The following is an 18,554-nucleotide window of genomic DNA, read 5'->3' on the forward strand; positions in this document are numbered from 1 at the left end:
GTGCTTTGGGGTGATGTTAAGACATGCGTTTTAACAGTGGTTTGCTGAAAATAACGCCATCATTTCTTCAAGTGCGAGTAAGTCCTTTTCTGAAAAGCGATTAATACTGGGGCTATCGATATCCAACACGCCTATGACTTCAGAATTTGAATTACGCAAAGGAATGACCACTTCAGAATTTGACGCAGCATCACAAGCAATGTGCCCAGGAAAATCATGAACGTTACTGACTCGTTGTGATACCCCTTCTGCCACAGCGGTGCCACACACACCTTTGCCTATTTCAATGCGCACACACGCGACCTTTCCCTGAAATGGCCCCAGTACTAATTGATTATCGACCAAACGATAAAAACCTACCCAATTAATATCCTCTAGGTTTTCATACAACAGCGCTGAGCAATTTGCCATATTGGCAATGGTATCTTTTTCACTTTCAATTAAAGCGGCAAGCTGTTTACTCAGTAAAGTGTAGTCTGTTTCAGGTTGGTTATTATCTGTGTATATACGAGCCTCTGCATCAGAAGGCGCGGTCGTTGGTGCGATGGACATAGATGATCCTTTCAAAAATGTGGCCAGAGTAAATTAGACAAGCGTAAGCTCGGCCTTTATGTCGTCTTTAACGTAATACTGCTGGAAATAAGCAGATTGTATGATTGATAAAGGTATGATGAGTGAAATTTTAAAATGCGTCTATTGAAATATTTCCCGAAGTGTTTCAATACCGTGTTTCGCAGCTTTATTCGTCTTTAAATAGACATTTTTCGAAGTGGGTCTGTTCAACCGGGAACAGAATATATTCAACGACGAATGACAACTGGCTATTATACTCAAGCCCTCGAAAAACCTTTGGCCTGAAGAATAAAAAAGAGTAATGCTCAACACTTTTATATTTTTACTTTTAAAGCCCATGTCCATTGTTATTGCAGAGTAAAGTAATCATTGACTAAACAACAACATTGGGCGAATTGAGGGAGAGCTTTCATCAAGGTAGCTTGTGTTTTACAGTAGTCGTTTATTACTGACCAAAAAGGTAAAAGAATGCTTCGGTTTCGAATTGTCCCGGTGACACACTTCCAGCAAAACTGCTCTGTTGTGTGGTGTGATGAAACATTGGAAGCGGCAGTGGTCGATCCTGGTGGCGATATCGATAAAATACTTGCCGCCATTCGTGAAGAGGGCGTGACCCTAAAAGCGATTTGGTTGACACATGGTCATCTTGATCATGTGGGGGGAACGGCGGAAATGGCTGCCTCACTAAATTTACCGATCATTGGCCCACATCGTGAAGACCAATTCTGGATTCAAGGGCTTGCACAACAAGCGACGATGATGGGCTTTCAGCCGGTGCCAACGTTTCAACCTGGGCGCTGGTTGCAAGATGGCGATGAGTTAACCTTAGGACGCTTACGTTTTCAAGTCTTGCATTGTCCGGGCCATACCCCAGGCCATGTGGTGCTGTTTGAATCTACCAGTCGTATGGCGTGGGTGGGAGATGTGTTATTTCAAGGTTCAGTGGGGAGAACCGACTTTCCTCGGGGAGACTCACAACAGCTTGTGGCGTCTATCCGTCAAAAATTGTGGCCGTTGGGGGACGATGTACAATTCATTCCCGGGCATGGGCCGATGTCGACGTTTGGTCACGAGCGTCAAACCAATCCTTTTGTTGCAGATACTCGCTTTGGCTAATTCTTCTCGACATGTGAACTCTGTAAGCGTGGTATTAGCATCGAAGCCCACACCTCGACAGGCGCAAGATGTTGCTTTGTTGAGTAATGATGGCGCTGAAATCGACTTTTGTTACCGGTTGCGCCGATCAGCAAAACGTAAAACGTTGGAAATTCGAGTGTCTGACGGACAAGTGACGGTCGCTGCACCTACGCTGGCACCCCTTAAGTCGATAGACGCATTTGTGCAGTCTCGACGGCACTGGGTATTGTCAAAGCTTTGTGAGCAGCGCAGTGCGTTAAATGTTATTCAAGCAAGAGGTTTTGAGGCGGGTGCTCAGTGGCCATATTGCGGAGAGATGCTAACGTTGGCTATTGAGTGCGAGCCCCAAAAAAAAGTGGGCTCGGGTGTGATTCGGGAGGGCAGTACATTACACATTTATTTGAGTGGACGCAGTCAAAAGCCTCACGATGAGCAAGTGGTAGACCGGTTAACCCAGTGGTACAAACAAGAAGCATCAGTGGTATTAGCAGAGAAAAGTCGTGATATGGCACACCGATTAGGGCTGGCTTCGATACTGGGTAACATCAAGATTCGCCAGACAAAAACCCGGTGGGGGCACTGCACTTCGAAAGGTGATTTACAATTTAATTGGCTGATTATGCTGGCGCCGGAACCGGTAATTGACTATCTCGTTGCGCATGAAGTTTGCCACCTTCGTCATTTTAATCACAGTCGAGCTTTTTGGACGCTGGTGGAAAGTGTGTGCCCGGAGTTTCGGCAACATCGTCAATGGCTCAAACTGCATGGGCCAGGGCTTCGTATTCAAGTTCCAGCACGATAAACTGCTGGTTTTTCAGTTGCTGTATTTTTACGGCTTTTTTATAGGTAAGTTATGACCACAGAACCGCTGGGCCCTGAGGCCGATGAAAACTATGACCGTTTCATTGTGGAAGCATTGGACAATGGTTGTGTTTGGGGGCTAGAAGGCCCAGAGGGCTGGGCACTCTGCCCTTCAGAAAAATACGTCGACAGTGATGTGATGCCCTTTTGGTCACAACCGGAATTCGCAGAGCGTCATTGTGCTGAAGAGTGGCAAGGGTATGAAGTCATTGCGATTTCTACCGAAGAATTCATTGAAGATTGGTTGCCGGGTATGCACGAGGATGTCTTTTTGGTGGGTGTGAATTGGGATGCCGCAATGGAAGGGACAGAGGTTGAGCCGCTTGATTTATTAGCGGATTTAGAAGAAGAGTTAAAATAATGGACAATGAGGGTATTAGCGCGACGAATCATTAAAGGCGATGCGTCATAAAGGCTAAGTATCTTTAGCTAAACACCCTTAGGCCTTTAATAGGAAAATAACGCCGAATAGAAAATACCGTTAATTTATAGCTTTTTGTTGAGCGGCATTTTTCGTGATTGTGTTTAGCGATTGATTTAACGCTTTTCTCACCGCAATAACGACATCTTTATTGCTGGTGCCTTTTTGGCGAATATACGTAATTTTTTGATCAGAGTTGACCACAAAAACCGCAGGTGTGCCAACAACACCATAACGTTTTGCAACACTTTCTGCCCGCATTAGCAAGGTGAAATCTAAATTCTGCTTAGCAAGGTAATCCTCTGGGTTACCGTCCTCCCAAACATTCAAAGCATAGAACTTCACATTATTGAATGCCGACGTGCTTTTCATTTTATTAAGCATGGGCAGTAACTCTTTACAATAAGGGCACCAAGTTGCCCAAAATACAATGACTGCCATTTCTTTATCGGCATTTTCATAAAATGATACGCGCTGACCATTTCCTTGTTTCAAAATCCAGTTAGGTGCAGGGTCTCCCAGTTGTGGCGGCATGGCACAGTTGACAAGTGTAGAAAACCCAATGCATAAAACAAACAGAGATTGATGTAGAAGACTAAATATTTTCATAAATGAGAGTGACGTAAAAGGCAATGGTGATAAATCACAGTGAGTATGGTGCTACTCGTTTCTACACTAGACCATGATTATTGGGGAATGGTTCCCTCTCTTTAAGGGGGAATAGAGCCCTTCGTTACACAGAAAGGGAGTGAATAGGATGGGATGGGATGGGATGGGATGGGATGTAAATTATAATATAAACGTCATTACCGCCAGTATTGAATTGACAAGATTAAATGGAGCTAAATAGATTTTAATAAAACTTCAATTCTTGTGAGGATTCTGTTTCCAAGTCTGTTGTATCACCAAACAGATAATCATGAAGAATATCTGTCATGTGATTTTGTACATACTCCTCCAATGCGTTCATTGACCCGCATTCGGGAGAAGCCGAGGTGCTGGCATTGTCCGAAAGGCTAACCAGTTTAAAGTGGTTAGTGTATTTTTCAGTATGCCTATTGGTATTTTCATTGGATTCCTGGTGAGAATTTAAAGTGGCGACTCGAAAATTAAAATCACAACATAAGCGACAAAGCCTAGGATAATCAACGTCCTCAACCTTTATTAATGCTTTTGCCTCGGTAAATGGCTCTCCATTATTAATTTTCATTGACTATTCTGCTCGCTTTATTTCTTTTCATTGCTAAAGTACGTTTTCGGTGATTCATCTCATCACTTAATCTACCGCGCAACGGCTTCATCTTAACGATGCATTTTTCAATTAACGCGTAAATGATTTATGCCGCTATTCGTACATTCCTACCCTCTGACTTAAGGGGAGTCTTTATTGGTAAGGCCGCTTCTACGCCTACCTTATTTATAATATAAATTATGTTGTGTATTTCTAATAATTGTAAAAATTTAGAATTCTTATACTAATTTTTTTATTTTATGGTAAAAAAATGCTCGAGAGACAATTCAATTTGTGATCTATATCAAAAAATAAGCTTCTAACCATTTTAGTTAACATATGCGCCATAGTAAGAAAGTTTGAGCGTCAATCAGTTTCAACTCTGGTTAAATTTCATACTATTTCTGAATTTTTTTACTTACTTGGCATTGTGAATTCTTATTCTGTGCCAGTATCTTGCTCCTCGGTTTAAGTAGTCCTGAGTATAGACCGTCGCCTAATGTCTCACCTAACCATTGAAAAAAGGAATCTAAAAGCATGATGCTATCTAAGCAGTTGGTTTTAAGCTTGTTAAGTATTATCTGCTTTGTCGTGATATCTGGCTGCAGTGTTCTACAGCAATCATTGGAGCCACTAGAGGTAGATGTTGTAAAAGTACGGGTACTGCCCGCTAATGGTATGCAACAACGTTTTTTGCTGAATCTACAAGTCTCTAACCCGAATGGGGTTGACTTGCCTATTGAGGGAGTGAGCTATGCTCTTTCGCTAAATGGTAGTTCCGTCTTGAAAGGCATGACGGGAGAAGTTCCTCTCATCCGAGCCTATTCTTCAACGGAGTTGGAGTTAGAGGCAAGAACCCACCTATTGGGTATTGTGCAATTGGTGAACACAGTGCTTCGTGATCCTGGACAACAATTCTCATATGAGCTGGATGCAACAATTGATTTTGCCAATTGGATTCCTTCAATGAATGTCACACGCAAAGGGGACTTACCCATGGTAAGGTAAGTGAGCAGTGGAGTTTTACTTAATAATGATGTGCCTGGCTACGGTATGATTCATTACAATAAGCCAGGCTGAATAGAGATATTTGTTAAGAGTGACTTACTTTTTCCCTAAGGTTTGAGTGGAAAAGTAGGCGGCCAAATCGGCAATATCTTGATCCGATAGGCTTGCTGCCATTGGTGTCATTACCGCAGACATTCCGCCTTTGCGTTCATTCTTTCGATAAGCTTTCAAAGAGCTCTCAAGGTAAGCGGCATTTTGGCCGGCAAGATTAGGGTACATGGGGGCAATGGCGACACCGGTAGGGCCATGACAAGTGGCGCATACAGCAGATTTTCCCTTCCCAGCTGCCGCATCTCCGGCAGCGATTGCTGCAGATGAGACAAAAGCACTTGCCACTAATGTGGTCAAAAGAGCAGTCTTTATACGATGTTGCTTTATCTTATTCACGGCTTGATTCATAAAAGTCATTGTTGATTCCCAATATTTTTCATTTATCGGCTATGGTGGAGCTTGCAATTTGTACTGCAATAACGGCGTATTTCCCAATAAATACGTTGACCACGATCATATAGGTCTTATCCATAGAGAAACAATCCATTTACGACAATTTTTGCTGGCATTGTAAACGATTATATTTTCGCACCCGCCTTAAATTTATGTGGTTTACGACGCAAGAAAGTCTCTCTCTAACCATGAGTGTAACTAATGGAAGATGAACTTTGTTTAAACAAACACAAACTCTGCACTTGCCCCCCAATAGTGCACTAAAGACCAAAATATCGTGGATTACTTTCCCAATATAAATGTAAAAATGGTTTATTCGTCTGTCATTATATTGCTGAGTGAGAAAAAGTACCGTAAATAATTTTATAAAATCACTTACGATACCTTCCAAAAATTTTGGGGATTTTTTTTGATAATTTTGTGCTTCGCGCTGCCGCATAGATTTATTTCAAAAAACCCAACTGCTATTAATTGGTGCAACTTTATTTTTCACTCCTCCTTTCATGTTTTTTATTATTTCGTCGGTGTCACCCTATATTTTCTTTATTTTTATGGTGATGTTATTTATGCCAATTTTATTTTTTTATTGAGATGATTTCTAAGTTATGCGTTACTTATTTTAATTCCGATTAAAAATATTCACTTATCCAAAATTGAATACTCCGATTTACTTGATGATTTTCTTTCTTGAATAGTTGTTGGTGTAATTCTGATTGCGACAATTTTATTGCCTCCTTGTTATTCAGTGTAGGGGGCGATAAAAAGGAGATGTGCCTTTAGGACGAAGTGGTGGCGATAAATTTTCAATATCTATTTTCTATTTACACTTTTATGTTGTGTATTTAGATGTTGTGTTTCTAGATATTGTTTTTTAGAAGTATCGCTGCCTGAAAATAGTACGGGAATTACAGAGTTTTCCCGGATTTTTTATAGTCTAAAGCTCGGAGTTTTCCATGAAGCGATTAACCAAAGCAATAAAAAATGCTTACCAATCTGCCCCTAGAACGATTTTATTAGGCGGCGCAATTGCGACATCCTTAATATCCACTTCAGCTGCAATTGCAACCCCTGCTGAACTGATTGCGGCACCGATAGATACAGCAATTCAAGGACAATACATTGTTGTATTTAAAGATGACTATGTTCAAAAGCAAGCCGGTGCACTACAAGCTTCTTCAGCAAGCCCTGCTTCAATGAAAGAACTTCGTAAAGAAGCGGCATTAAAAAGTGTTAGTGAATTAGTTAATGCCTATGGTGTGGTGGCGGAACGCTCTTATAGTTCTGCTTTAGCGGGATTTGCCGCGAAGCTTGATAAATCAACACTGAAAGCATTGCTCAAAGATGAGCGAGTAGAGTTTATTGAACAAGACCAATTAGTATCGTTAACGACAGTTCAACCCAATGCCACTTGGGGTTTAGACAGAATTGATCAAGAAGATCTTCCTCTCAACAGTGAGTATGAATATAACTACACGGGCGATGGTATCGATATGTACATTATCGATACCGGAATTTTAGCCAGCCACAGTGATTTTGGTGGGCGAGTGTCGTCTGGCCGAGATTTCGTTGGTGATGGTCGTCGTGCTACTGAAGACTGTAATGGCCATGGAACCCATGTGGCCGGTACAGCAGGCGGTACTACTTGGGGTGTAGCGAAAGAAGTGGATTTAATCCCAGTTCGCGTTATTGGCTGTGGAAACTCAGCGCCAAATTCCAATATTGTGAGTGGGGTGGACTACGTTGCGGGTCAAATTTCAGGCCCTTCAGTGGTTAACATGTCATTAGGCGGCCCTGCTTCAACAGCGACAGATCGTGCGGTAAATAGCGTTATTAATAATGGGGCTGTCGTCGTTGTGGCAGCAGGTAATAGTAATTCAGACGCTTGTAATGGCTCTCCTAATGGTGTCCCACGTGCCTTGACTATTGCCAACTCTACAAGAAGTGACAGAAGAGCCGGAACGTCTAGTTGGGGCCGCTGTATAGACATGTTCGCACCAGGTACAAGTATTACATCTGCATGGAGTAATGGCGGCACTCGCAGTATTTCTGGTACTTCTATGGCATCGCCACATGTCGCTGGCGCTGCAGCGCTTTACCTAGAGGCGAACCCCGGTTCAACGGTGGCGCAAGTTGAGAGTGGTTTAGAATCTGTTGCTGCAAGAGGTAAGATTTCAGATCTACGAGGGTCTCCTAACCTATTGCTACAGACTAATTTCGGCGGTGGTACAACACCTCCTCCTCCGCCTCCTCCACCGTCTAATTGCGGCGAGGGCGTTATCAGCTTTGGCACAATGCAAACCTATTCAGGTGGCAGTGATGACGAGTATGAAATTTCATCCGATGGCTGTTCAATTACAGTTACGGGAAATTCTTGGGTAATGACCGCCGAGGATTACAATATCACCTCTGGCACTTCCATTACTTTTGAATTTTCCGCCAGTGGTACGGCTGAAATTCAAGGCGTTGGCTTTGATGCCGACAGTGGTGCTAGCAGCAACCGCATTTTCAAACTGGCGGGAACCCAAGACTGGGGCATCGATGACTACAGTTATAGTGGGGGTACACAAACCATTACCATTCCTGTTGGCCAGTTTTATACCGGAAACAGTATGAGTTTTGTCATTGCGAATGATAAAGATAGCGGTACACTGAACAATTCTGTAACGGTCAGTAATGTTAGAATTTCTAATTAATCTGCCGAAACAATAATGGATTGCGACATTAGCTAGAGTTACATTAACTAGAGTCACATTAGCTAGAAGCTTAGGGCACAAGGAAGTGCTAAAATCAAAAAAACAAGCAAGTGAATTGAAATCACAAGTACTCTCTTTTTCTCTATTCGTTTTTTAATGCTTTAATTCTCAACCTTTTTCTGAAATCCGTTTTCCACCTTCCTAAATTATTCTATTTTGCTACTAATTTGCCAATTTTTACGAGAAAACAGGGGTGTTTGATACACTTGGGAAGTGAATTTACAGCGTTTTTTGCGAAAGTTAAAAGTTGCACACTTTGTGTGGCTTTTCCAACTGAAATACAGTTTTAAATTATGGCTTTGTCATTAAAGCCATAGCATTCAATTATTTAGAGGTTATGGCTGCCAAATTGTAATTTTTATTGAGTTGTCTTGAAAGTTGTACGTCTGTTATACAGATTGAGATTAACTTACTCTTTAAAAGGTATACTGTTTTGTTGATGAATATTTAAATATTTCGTAGCTCTTTATTTAATAGGCAATAAAGAAGATTGCACGGATTTATTTTGTGTTTTTATTGTGTGCTTGGTTGTTCTTCTAAGAAGAGTTTCATACTTTGCCTTGGCGTAATAAATATTGACAAGTCTCTGAATTGCACCTGCATAACTTTATGCGGGAAGTAGTAAAGGGAGATGTACATTTGGGAATCAAATGGCAGCGTTGTCACTGTTTTCGTTGTGGGTGTTCTAGAGAAAAGTCGCGTTGCTCGAATGGTGCGGGGATAACAAAATTGTTCTCGCATTTTTATAAAACTCAAACTCGGAGTTTTCCATGAAGCGCTTAACCAAAGCAATAAAAAATGCTTACCGTAATACCCCTAAAACCGTTTTACTGAGTGGTGCGATTTCAGCTTGTGTTGGTTTCGCTCCACTCTCTATGGCCGCACAGGCGGAGCTCTTCGCAGCACCTGTTGATACTGCCATTGAGGGCCAATACATCGTTATTTTTAAAGACGATTATGTTCAACAGCAAGCAGTTGCACTGCAAGCAACGTCTGCAAGCGATGTTTCAATGAAAGCTCTTCGTAAACAAGCCGCACTAAAAAGCGTAAGCGAAATTTCTTCGGCTTATGGTGTTGTGGCCGAGCACTCTTACGGAACCGCGATTGCGGGATTTGCAGCTAAGCTTGATAAATCCACATTGAAAGCACTTTTGGATGATGAGCGTGTTGCGTTTATCGAGCAAGATCAAATCATGAAAGCCTATGATATCCAACCCAATGCCACCTGGGGTTTGGATCGCATTGACCAGGAAGATTTACCGCTAGATTCTCAGTATGAATACAACTACACCGGCGCTGGTGTGGATATGTATATTTTGGATACGGGTGTTTTGGGTAGCCACAGTGATTTTAGCGGCCGTATGAAAAGTGGGTTTACCTCAATTAATGACGGTCGTGGTACTACTGACTGTAATGGCCATGGAACACACGTAGCAGGCACAGCCGGTGGAACCCGATGGGGCGTGGCAAAAGAAGTTGATATTATTCCAGTACGCGTATTAGGTTGTGGCGGATCAGGAAGCAATGCCGGTGTAATTGATGGTGTTGATTTTGTTGCTGAAAATGCATCAGGCCTTTCCGTGGCAAATATGTCTTTAGGGGGTGGCTCTTCCAGTGCCTTAGATCGCTCAGTCAACCGTGCCATTGATCAAGGCGTGGTGTTTGCTGTCGCTGCGGGTAACAGTAATTCGGATGCGTGCAGTGGCTCGCCTAACCGCGTAGCTCGTGCATTAACAATCGCTAACTCCACCAGAAGTGATGCAAGAGCAGGAACCTCAAGCTGGGGTAGCTGCATTGATATGTTTGCACCTGGTACCAGTATTACTTCTGCATGGGATGATGGTGGTACGAGAACCATCAGTGGTACGTCAATGGCATCACCCCATGTTGCCGGTGCGGCTGCGCTTTATTTAGAAGCCAATCCACGTGCATCGGTTGCACAGGTAGAACAAGGGTTAGAATCGGTTGCGGCTGTGGGTAAAATCAGCAATACACGTGGCTCCCCCAACTTATTGCTACAAACCGATTTTGGCACGCCCACTCCAACGCCAACACCCACTCCAACTCCGACGCCAACACCCACTCCAACCCCAACACCTACGCCTTCAACGTGTAATGCTGCCCCAATGAGTTTCGGTAACATGCAAAGCTATTCCAACAGCAGCGACGACGAATACACTATTTCGAACGGTGGCCGCACCATTACCCTAACCGGAAATACTTGGGTAATGACTGCAGAAGACTACAGCATTTCTTCAAGTACCTTCATTACCTTCGAGTTTTCTGCCGGCGGTACCGGTGAAGTGCAAGGAGTAGGGTTTGATGCCGACAGCGGTGCGAGCAGCAACCGAATCTTCCAGTTAACCGGCACTCAAAACTGGGGAATTGATGACTACGATTACACCGGTGGCACACAAACGTTCACCATCCCTGTGGGTGAATTCTATACCGGCGGAAGCATGAGTTTTGTGATTGCCAACGACAAAGACAGTGGTACGTTGAATAACTCCGTTACGGTCAGTAATGTGAGAATTTGTAATTAATCTTTTTGGTTGATTCTTGTAAAGCTAAAACCACAATATAAGGACATGTTGTGGTTTTTTAATTTTTATTAAACGCTATTTTTCACTTCTATTTTTCTGCATTAAAGCCAGAAAAACGATTATTTTCAGAGTTGAATCTAGGAGAGATAGCAACATTCAATTTTTCATTTCGATTCCTATCATAAACCCAAAGTTTAAAAATAATACTTTTATGTTCGAAATGTGACCTTCATGGGTTGCAATTCAATATATTTTAAGTTTTTTATAAGATGTATTGATTTTATTTCGAACAATATTACAATTGCGCTGCACAATTTATTGTAAATCAGGGTTTAAGTGAGGTATGGAGTGCCATTGCTCTTCCGTACAGTTTATCTTTTATTCCCCCGCTTTTCTTTTGGCCTAAAAAAATCTGAAACTCTATGAAAAAGCTGCTGCTGACGGTTGCGGCCAGCCTTTGTATCGCTGTGTGTTTTACGGCGACGGCTGGTATTGCCCCAATGATTGTTGAAATTCCTGTATCTGACCGAGACGGTACCTTCGACCTTGAATGGATTGAAGGTGCGAATACCCGCTATGGCCCGTTGACACATTTTGTTATTCAACATTACTTGCCGAATGGTCAGCAGACGTTACATAAAGTGGGGCCCAAAACGCGCTACTCCTTCCATCGTTTAGCCAATGGCACGCACATCTTTCGGGTGGGAGCAGAGTATCGAGGCCAAAATAATAATGGTGATTTTCAAGACGACTTATATTGGTCTGGTTACTCACAAGCGTACTCGGTGACTGTTGGGTCGAATGCACCAGAAGGGCCATTTGGTGATCCCGTTTACGTACCCATTGGCGTGGGTGGTATTACTACTATTATCCCTATTTATGAAAATGCACAGTACGTTGGGGCATCACAGGCTACTCGCGCTGTGCTTCCGAATATGACAACCAATACATTGTCATCTGGTAAGCGAGTACTACCTATTGATCGCCCGAATGGATATGGGGTGTCTATTACTCGTATAGCCAATTTAAGCGTAACCGATAGGCCATTAACCTTATTAAATGTAGGTAATGGTAATGTGAATCATGCGGCGTCGTTAATTGTGTTAGAGGCTGATAATTTTACGCTCAATAACACGGTTGAAAACCTCGGTGAGCCGGCAGATTTACTGCTTATCTCTAAGAAGTCTAATGGGGTTATTAACTGTACAGCCTGTGAATTTAAAGGCTTTAATCGCGTTACCCTAGCGGTAGGTGAAACCATTGAAGACATTAACGAAATTAACGGCATTGGTGCGATAGAAACTCATCACTCTGGCAGCATTATATTGAATGGAATAGATGCACCGGGCGTGGTCGGGCTAAATATTCTTGCTGCCAATGTTCAACAAAATGGAATCATTAATACCCACAAAAAAGCCCATCGATTAAGCAATGGTGTTTATGAGGCAAACCCTAATGGGCGCTATACAATCGCAACAGGCTCGGTGAGTTTACTTTCCGGTGATTTAACGTGGCACTTTGATAAAGACATGGTGTTATCGCGAAGCACGAATGTCAGTGACAATAGTCACTTTGGCGGTAACATTACCGCCGCAGGAGCAAAAATTGTGGCCACTCGCCCATTGGCCATGAACACACACATTAATACCACGGCAGACGCAAAATCCACACTATATTATCGTGGCGCGCCGGTGATTGCTGATAATCGTATTACCATACACAGTTATGCAAGTGAAAACTTAACCTTAAATCGCTCCCTTATTGCTCATGGTGTCAATATAAATAGTGGTAATGGCAGTATTGTCATTCACGGGGGTGGCCGAATAGAAAGTCAGAATACCGACATCATCGCCAAGGGGGCACTGGTCAACTACGGTCAGATCAAAACAGAAACGTTAAATATTGCAGCCTCACGATTGGATAACCAATCCATTATTAAAGCCGGTGGCGAAACACAAGTGTATACCGATGGCGCTGTGCTGAATCGTCATGGTGGGAGTATTTCGTCAAAGACGCTTCACGTAGAGGCTGGTGGTGTTCTTATCAATGGTTCAAGAACACCATTTAATCAATACCCTAATGGTTATTTAAATGAAGTTAATGATCGTTATCATGAGTCGTTAAATTCAGCAGAGTTAGGCATTTTTTATACTGCAGGGGTAGATCATCAAAATTGGTCTGGTAAATCTCAATCCAATAACACCAGTGCGTATATACATGCAAAACGCATCAGCATTAAGGCTGGCGCGGTTGAAAATATCAATCCGTATTATGCGATGTTTGAAGAGGCGGATGAAGAACTCGTTTTATCACGAACCTTCTTCGATCAGGTTCAATTTACCGCTGAAGAACGTCTGGAAATTGAAAGCAGCCGATACATTGTCAATGCATCAGCACTAATGGGCGTAACCAGTGAAAACGGTAAGGTTCACGTTAAGGCTCGTAATATTGTGAATGAGCGTTATCGTGTTACCTCCATTCTTGATCGTAATACTTACGATATAAACCCAAGTGCTGCACCTAACACAGAGATTGATTCTGCAACTGAAACCGCTGTGTATGATCGCATTGCCGTCTTTTCTCCATCGGGCCGTTTATTTTCCATGGGAAGTTTTGAAGCCTCCGCAACGAACCTTTTCCTAAATAATGTCGGCTATTTTGAAGTGTTTGGTGAAGCCAAAATCAATGCGGGCAGTCATTTTTACGACTTTGGTTTAAAAGGGCGCAGAATTTCAAGGTCTAGTATTTCCTCTACTTATTACGGATCTTACTGTGGTACAGGCTGTGCTTCTTCCCATATTACACCTGCTGTTGTGACTGGAGCCAGAGAAGTCGATTCGTTGTTCTTTGTGAATGGTAGTGCAGCCATTAAAGTCGGCCCACAGTTTTTAGATAATGTGGATGAAGGTGAAGACTCTATTCTGAATAATTACAATCAAAATAGAGTACAACGCCCTGAAGAACGCTGGCATTTCACTAATCATGATCCATTTGATCAATTCATGAGAGATCGCATTGAGTATTTACGTGCAACTCAGTTTGATGAAGCAAGAGATGGTTTGGTATCAGATCGTGGCAACAATGCCGATGGGCAAGAGATTATATGGAATATAAATAATGAAAGGCATAGAGAGCGTATGCCGGATGATTTTGAATACCGCTCTTATGTCTCCGAAGGAGTTATCGATTACGAAACTGGGCAATTAACAATTAATTGGAGCGAATCTTTACTTGCTTATGTGGAACGTAGGGTTACTGAGTGTAATCAAGGATATTCTGATAATTGTCAAGGCACAGAGTTTCACGAAGAAGAGATCGCTAATGGTGGGAGCAAAGTATATCGCTTATTTGACGAAATGGGTCATGCCTATGAATCTCTATTAGGTTGGGTAGAAGGTATTTTCGACGAAATTAAATGGTGGGAAGACGAGTAATGGCCGTGTACGAGGAGAAGAAAGCAATGACGTCGAAATCGAATTCAGCGCAGTTTAGTGTATCGCTTAAAATTATTGCGTGTGCACTGTCCTTCCTTATGGTGTTTCAATCTACCGTTGCGGTAGCGGCGAATTTGCCAAACAGCGCTATTGAGGAAGATATTCGGTCTAATCCGATTTTCCGCTGGTTGGATAACATGAGTTATCTTTACCAAGCGGACGATTATGTCGAAACTCTTGCCCCACAAGGGGCAACCACCATTGAATACTTTTGGCAACGTTTATTTAATAATTACCAAGCGGGTCTTGGCAATCCCAATTATGTGCCTATTTCGGTCGGCGATGGCTTAACGACCATTATTCCCATTTTCGATTCCGCCAAAAGTTTAGGGACGCCCTTGGTACAGAGTCGTTATGTTCGGCAACAAGTCAGAGGGTTACTTGGCCGTACCTTAATTGACTCAGACAAGCCGGAATACACGAACGAAAGAGCTCAATTAAATACCCTTTACAACAATGCTTATAACTATGCCAGAGCGAATCAAAAGCAATTTGGCGATGTATTGGGTTTTCAGCAAGATGGTGTTATTGAGTCTGACATGATTTGGCCAGAGTATCGGACACTCTTCGGTCAGCGTGTTGTCGTACCTATTGTTTACCTTAGTCAAGATACCATTGATAAGCGCAAGGTCGATGGGCATGTTGTTGAATTTAATAATGTGGTTGAGTTTTCAGACCTTGCTGTTGATGGGGTGAATCTTCAGTTTGGCCGAAATGCAGTATTAAATGTTGCCGGAAGTTTACTTAATAATAGCGGCTCCTTTAACGGAAGTGGTGATCTCACCATTATCGCCGAGCAGCTTTCAAACTTGCAGGGTGACATTACTGCTCAGCGTAATTTGAATATGGTCGTTGAAGGCGGCTTGTACAATGCATCAGGCCTGTTATCTTCCGGCGAAGATATGTACATCAGCGCTGGTGATTTCCAAAGTGAAACGTTAGTACACCTTTTTGATAATGGTGATTCTCGTGGTGGAGTCTTTGGTGAAGTCGCTGAAATTACCTCAGAGAATGGCAGTGTCAACCTTCGTACGTCTAATGATATTAACTTAATTGGAACCCAGGTTCGTGCAGGGCAAAATATCCGCTTTGGTGCTAGTGGTAATATTAATATTGGTTCTTCTAGTTACAGTACTTACGATGACTTAAGTGGAAGAACGAGGTGGCGTAATTATGAGCGCTCTTCTACGGAATATCTCACTTCATCTTTATCTGCCAAAGAAAGTATTGAATTAATTGCATCAGGTGAAATTAAAATTGATGCGGCAGATATCATCGCCGATGAAGGTCATATCGAGATACTTGCAGGCCTTGGGATCACGATTGAAGATGACCTGCGTTCTGAACAATTTTATCGGGAAGGAAAGTTTGGTAAGAAGAGTGTTACAGAATCTACCTATCAAACCGTAGCCATTCGTTCGCTACTTGATGCCGGAAAAAATATAAGGCTTCATGCTGAATTTGGTGATATTACATTAAGGGCTACAGATATACGTTCAAATGAAGGTGCAAGCGTAACGGCAGATAATGGACAAGTGAAATTGCTTGTTACAAAGGAAACCGATCATTACAGCTATAGCTCTATTGCAAAGCGGTTATTTACTGTTAAAACCGTTAATCGTGGACACAATATTGAAAATGTTGTCCATACGACGATTGTTGGTGGTTTTGAAGCAAATGCTTTATACGGATTAAATGTTGAGTATGAAGGAGATCCTAATTTAACGTTTGATGAGCAATTAAATGAATTAGAAAAAATGCCAGGTTTGGCGCCCTGGGTCAAAGAGGCTAAAAGACACGCAGAGCTTAACAATGTTGATTGGACATTGGTGGAGGCCGAATACAAGAAATGGAATGATTCTAGTACAACACTAAATGCTGCTGCATTAGCCATCATAACAATTGTTGTTGCAATTGTTACTGCAGGTGCCGGTGCCGCTATGATAGGTGCGGCTGGCACTACAGCAGGCACTACTACTGCTTTAGGCGCGGCGATGAATGCTGGTTTCACCGCTATGATTAATACTGCCACTATTGCAATGGCAAATGTGACAGTTAATGGCGGTAACCCAGAAGATATATTCAGAGCTGGCTTTGAAGCTGTTCATAGTGAAGAAGGTGCTCGAACTATAGCAACTTCTGCAGTAACTGCTGGGGCTTTGCAAGCAATTGATGCTCAGTTTTTTGAGGTCGCTAGGGGTTCTGAATTAAGTTTAGCGGACCAAATGCTGCAGGTTGTTACTCATTCAGCAGTAAATGCAGGGATAAATACTATTGTGAATGGAGGGGGCTTTGAAGAATCCTTTATTCAAGCTTTAGCACAGAACTCCATTAATTTACTTGGGCAGAATGCAACAAAAAGAATATTAAATAGCAATGAATTAGGAGATGCGCTAAAAAATATTTTGTCAGCTTCTAATAGTTGTATAGTCGGTGCGGCCACAGCTGGTTTGCAAGGGGAAAATGCCGAATCTGCATGCATATCATCTGCAGCTTCGACTACGATAACGAATATTGTTAGAGGGAATTTGACCGCTGATTTAACAGAAAAGCAAAAAGAATTATCTAGTTGGTTTGAAGAAAATATTGGTGAAGGTATTCTTGGTCTTTCAAATGAGGAGTTACAAGCTTATCTAAATAATGGGCAACATCTTCCGCTCGATATATTGCCCAGAATTCAAGAGTTTTCACAGCTTCAAAATGAATTAGGTAGGCTGACACGTCGATCTATTAATATTTCTAGGCTGACTGCTGGTGTCGGTGCTTTAATTGCAGGTGCTAGTGGAGCGAGTATTAATATTGCTGATGGTATGGTTTCAAATGTTGGTTGGAGTGGCTTTACTGCTGACCGCGCTGAAGTAGATGATGCCGTTGCAATTTACGATTTATTAACAGAGCAAAATAACCTTCGAACGTTGCGAGATCGATTGTATTCACCATGGGATTTAGTTCAACTGGATTACATCCCAGAAGAGTGGATGCCTCATCCAAATGCTCCAACGCAGCATATTACCGGTGATCAGTTATTTGTAATGCATACTCTTGCAAGTATGGAGGAGTTTCATTCTGAGGCAGAAGCGGATTACAAAGAACAGAATAAAAATGCTGTACTGCCTTATCATTTTGGTGACGTTAATTGGTCAGAACTAATTCGCATGGCTTTCAGGGAGGGGCCTCAAGATGCCATTAATGCTTATATTGAGGAAACAGAAAGTGAAATAAGAGAATATGAATCACAGGATATTACTGTGGTGAATCGAGAAGAGCTTCGAATGATGGGGAATCAGATGCAAAGACAATTTAGCATCTATGAACCCATATATGACGCGATAGATCAATTTGGAGCTCCCTCATTAGTCACTCGTATTGGGGCCGAAGTTACAATTGAGGCTGTTGAAAGTGTTGCATCGATGGGAGTTCTCATTGGTCGTGCGCTTGATCGAAGTAATTTTGGTAATATACTTACCAAGAAAACGCAAGAAGAAGCATTAGAAATTATAGCCACTGAATCAAAGAATAAGCGAAACAGGATGGTTGCTCTTTCTAGGACAGGCATTCCAGAACTTGGTGTGGATTCGGATTCATTCACTAATATTGATTTCAAATTAAGCCCTAATACAGAGATTCCTGGAGTTTCAAGACCTCACACTGGTGCTATAGATGAGGTGTTTACTGTCGAATCAATAGATGAATATCTTGGTTTTGTGAAAAAATTATATAAGGACAACGGAATGGAGATGCACCCGATCATTGAGAGGCGTATTGCTCAACATTTAGATGGGGGCACTTTTACTATCCATGATGCTGACAGCTTTAAAGGAATACCAGGCTTGCATGCTGAAGTACGTGCTGCAAATGATATCTTGAATCAAGTTAGAGCGGGCCTTGATTATGATGTGAGTAGAATTCAAGTGGCTACCTATCGATTGAATGGTGGTGAAGGTGTTTTGGGGGAGCCATTTGCCGCATGTAATCACTGTGGAGGAATATTAAATGGATTTGAAATTCTAACCGGAACTCATTAATTGT

At 42.2% G+C, this 18,554-nt stretch carries 12 protein-coding genes; 8 read left to right on the forward strand and 4 right to left on the reverse strand.

The window, feature by feature from the left end; translation table 11 throughout:
• Positions 1–30: 30 nt before the first annotated feature.
• Entirely contained in the window at positions 31–552 is a 522-nt protein-coding gene (locus LU351_RS02150; protein ID WP_232592357.1) for a GAF domain-containing protein, read from the reverse strand.
• Positions 553–1,041: 489 nt separating this feature from the next.
• Here LU351_RS02150 and LU351_RS02155 point away from each other — a divergent pair, with 489 nt between their 5' ends.
• From LU351_RS02155 to LU351_RS02165, 3 genes are read left to right on the forward strand one after another with little or no spacing between them, the layout of a single operon-like run.
• On the forward strand, positions 1,042–1,689 hold the full coding sequence (locus LU351_RS02155; RefSeq protein WP_232592358.1) for an MBL fold metallo-hydrolase: 648 nt from the start codon (positions 1,042–1,044) through the stop codon (positions 1,687–1,689).
• On the forward strand, positions 1,682–2,512 hold the full coding sequence (locus LU351_RS02160; RefSeq protein ID WP_232592359.1) for a M48 family metallopeptidase: 831 nt from the start codon (positions 1,682–1,684) through the stop codon (positions 2,510–2,512). Before LU351_RS02155 ends, LU351_RS02160 begins: the two co-directional genes overlap by 8 nt.
• Before the next feature lie 51 nt (positions 2,513–2,563).
• Positions 2,564–2,932, forward strand: a complete 369-nt coding sequence (locus LU351_RS02165; protein ID WP_232592360.1) for a DUF2750 domain-containing protein — start codon at positions 2,564–2,566, stop codon at positions 2,930–2,932.
• A gap of 120 nt (positions 2,933–3,052) precedes the next feature.
• Here the strand turns inward: LU351_RS02165 and LU351_RS02170 are convergent, their stop codons facing one another.
• Positions 3,053–3,601 carry a TlpA family protein disulfide reductase gene (locus LU351_RS02170; RefSeq protein WP_232592361.1) on the reverse strand — a complete coding sequence of 183 codons (549 nt, stop codon included), beginning with the start codon at positions 3,599–3,601 and terminating at the stop codon, positions 3,053–3,055.
• A gap of 244 nt (positions 3,602–3,845) precedes the next feature.
• Entirely contained in the window at positions 3,846–4,202 is a 357-nt protein-coding gene (locus LU351_RS02175) for a hypothetical protein (RefSeq protein ID WP_232592362.1), read from the reverse strand.
• A 558-nt stretch (positions 4,203–4,760) separates the two neighbouring features.
• Here LU351_RS02175 and LU351_RS02180 point away from each other — a divergent pair.
• Entirely contained in the window at positions 4,761–5,231 is a 471-nt protein-coding gene (locus LU351_RS02180; RefSeq protein ID WP_232592363.1) for an LEA/WHy family protein, read from the forward strand.
• Between the two features lie 96 nt (positions 5,232–5,327).
• On the opposite strand, the gene LU351_RS02185 is transcribed toward LU351_RS02180, so the two are convergent.
• Positions 5,328–5,699, reverse strand: coding sequence for a c-type cytochrome (locus LU351_RS02185; RefSeq protein WP_232592364.1), 372 nt, complete (start codon positions 5,697–5,699; stop codon positions 5,328–5,330).
• 989 nt (positions 5,700–6,688) lie between these two features.
• Here LU351_RS02185 and LU351_RS02190 point away from each other — a divergent pair.
• The 4 genes from LU351_RS02190 (at position 6,689) to LU351_RS02205 (ending at position 18,550) form a co-directional block, all read left to right on the forward strand.
• Entirely contained in the window at positions 6,689–8,428 is a 1,740-nt protein-coding gene (locus LU351_RS02190; protein ID WP_232592365.1) for a S8 family peptidase, read from the forward strand.
• An 830-nt stretch (positions 8,429–9,258) separates the two neighbouring features.
• Complete coding sequence (locus tag LU351_RS02195) at positions 9,259–11,031, forward strand: S8 family peptidase (protein ID WP_232592366.1); 1,773 nt, start codon at positions 9,259–9,261, stop codon at positions 11,029–11,031.
• Positions 11,032–11,453: 422 nt separating this feature from the next.
• The gene (locus LU351_RS02200; RefSeq protein WP_232592367.1) at positions 11,454–14,465 is read left to right on the forward strand and encodes a bactofilin family protein; all 3,012 of its coding nucleotides are present in this window, start codon (positions 11,454–11,456) and stop codon (positions 14,463–14,465) included.
• Between the two features lie 26 nt (positions 14,466–14,491).
• Positions 14,492–18,550 (forward strand): DUF637 domain-containing protein, encoded by a 4,059-nt coding sequence (locus tag LU351_RS02205; RefSeq protein ID WP_232592368.1) that lies wholly within the window; start codon positions 14,492–14,494, stop codon positions 18,548–18,550.
• Positions 18,551–18,554 lie beyond the last annotated feature (4 nt).

This window comes from Marinibactrum halimedae, from assembly GCF_021234875.1.
Taxonomy (GTDB): Bacteria; Pseudomonadota; Gammaproteobacteria; order Pseudomonadales; family Cellvibrionaceae; genus Marinibactrum; species Marinibactrum halimedae.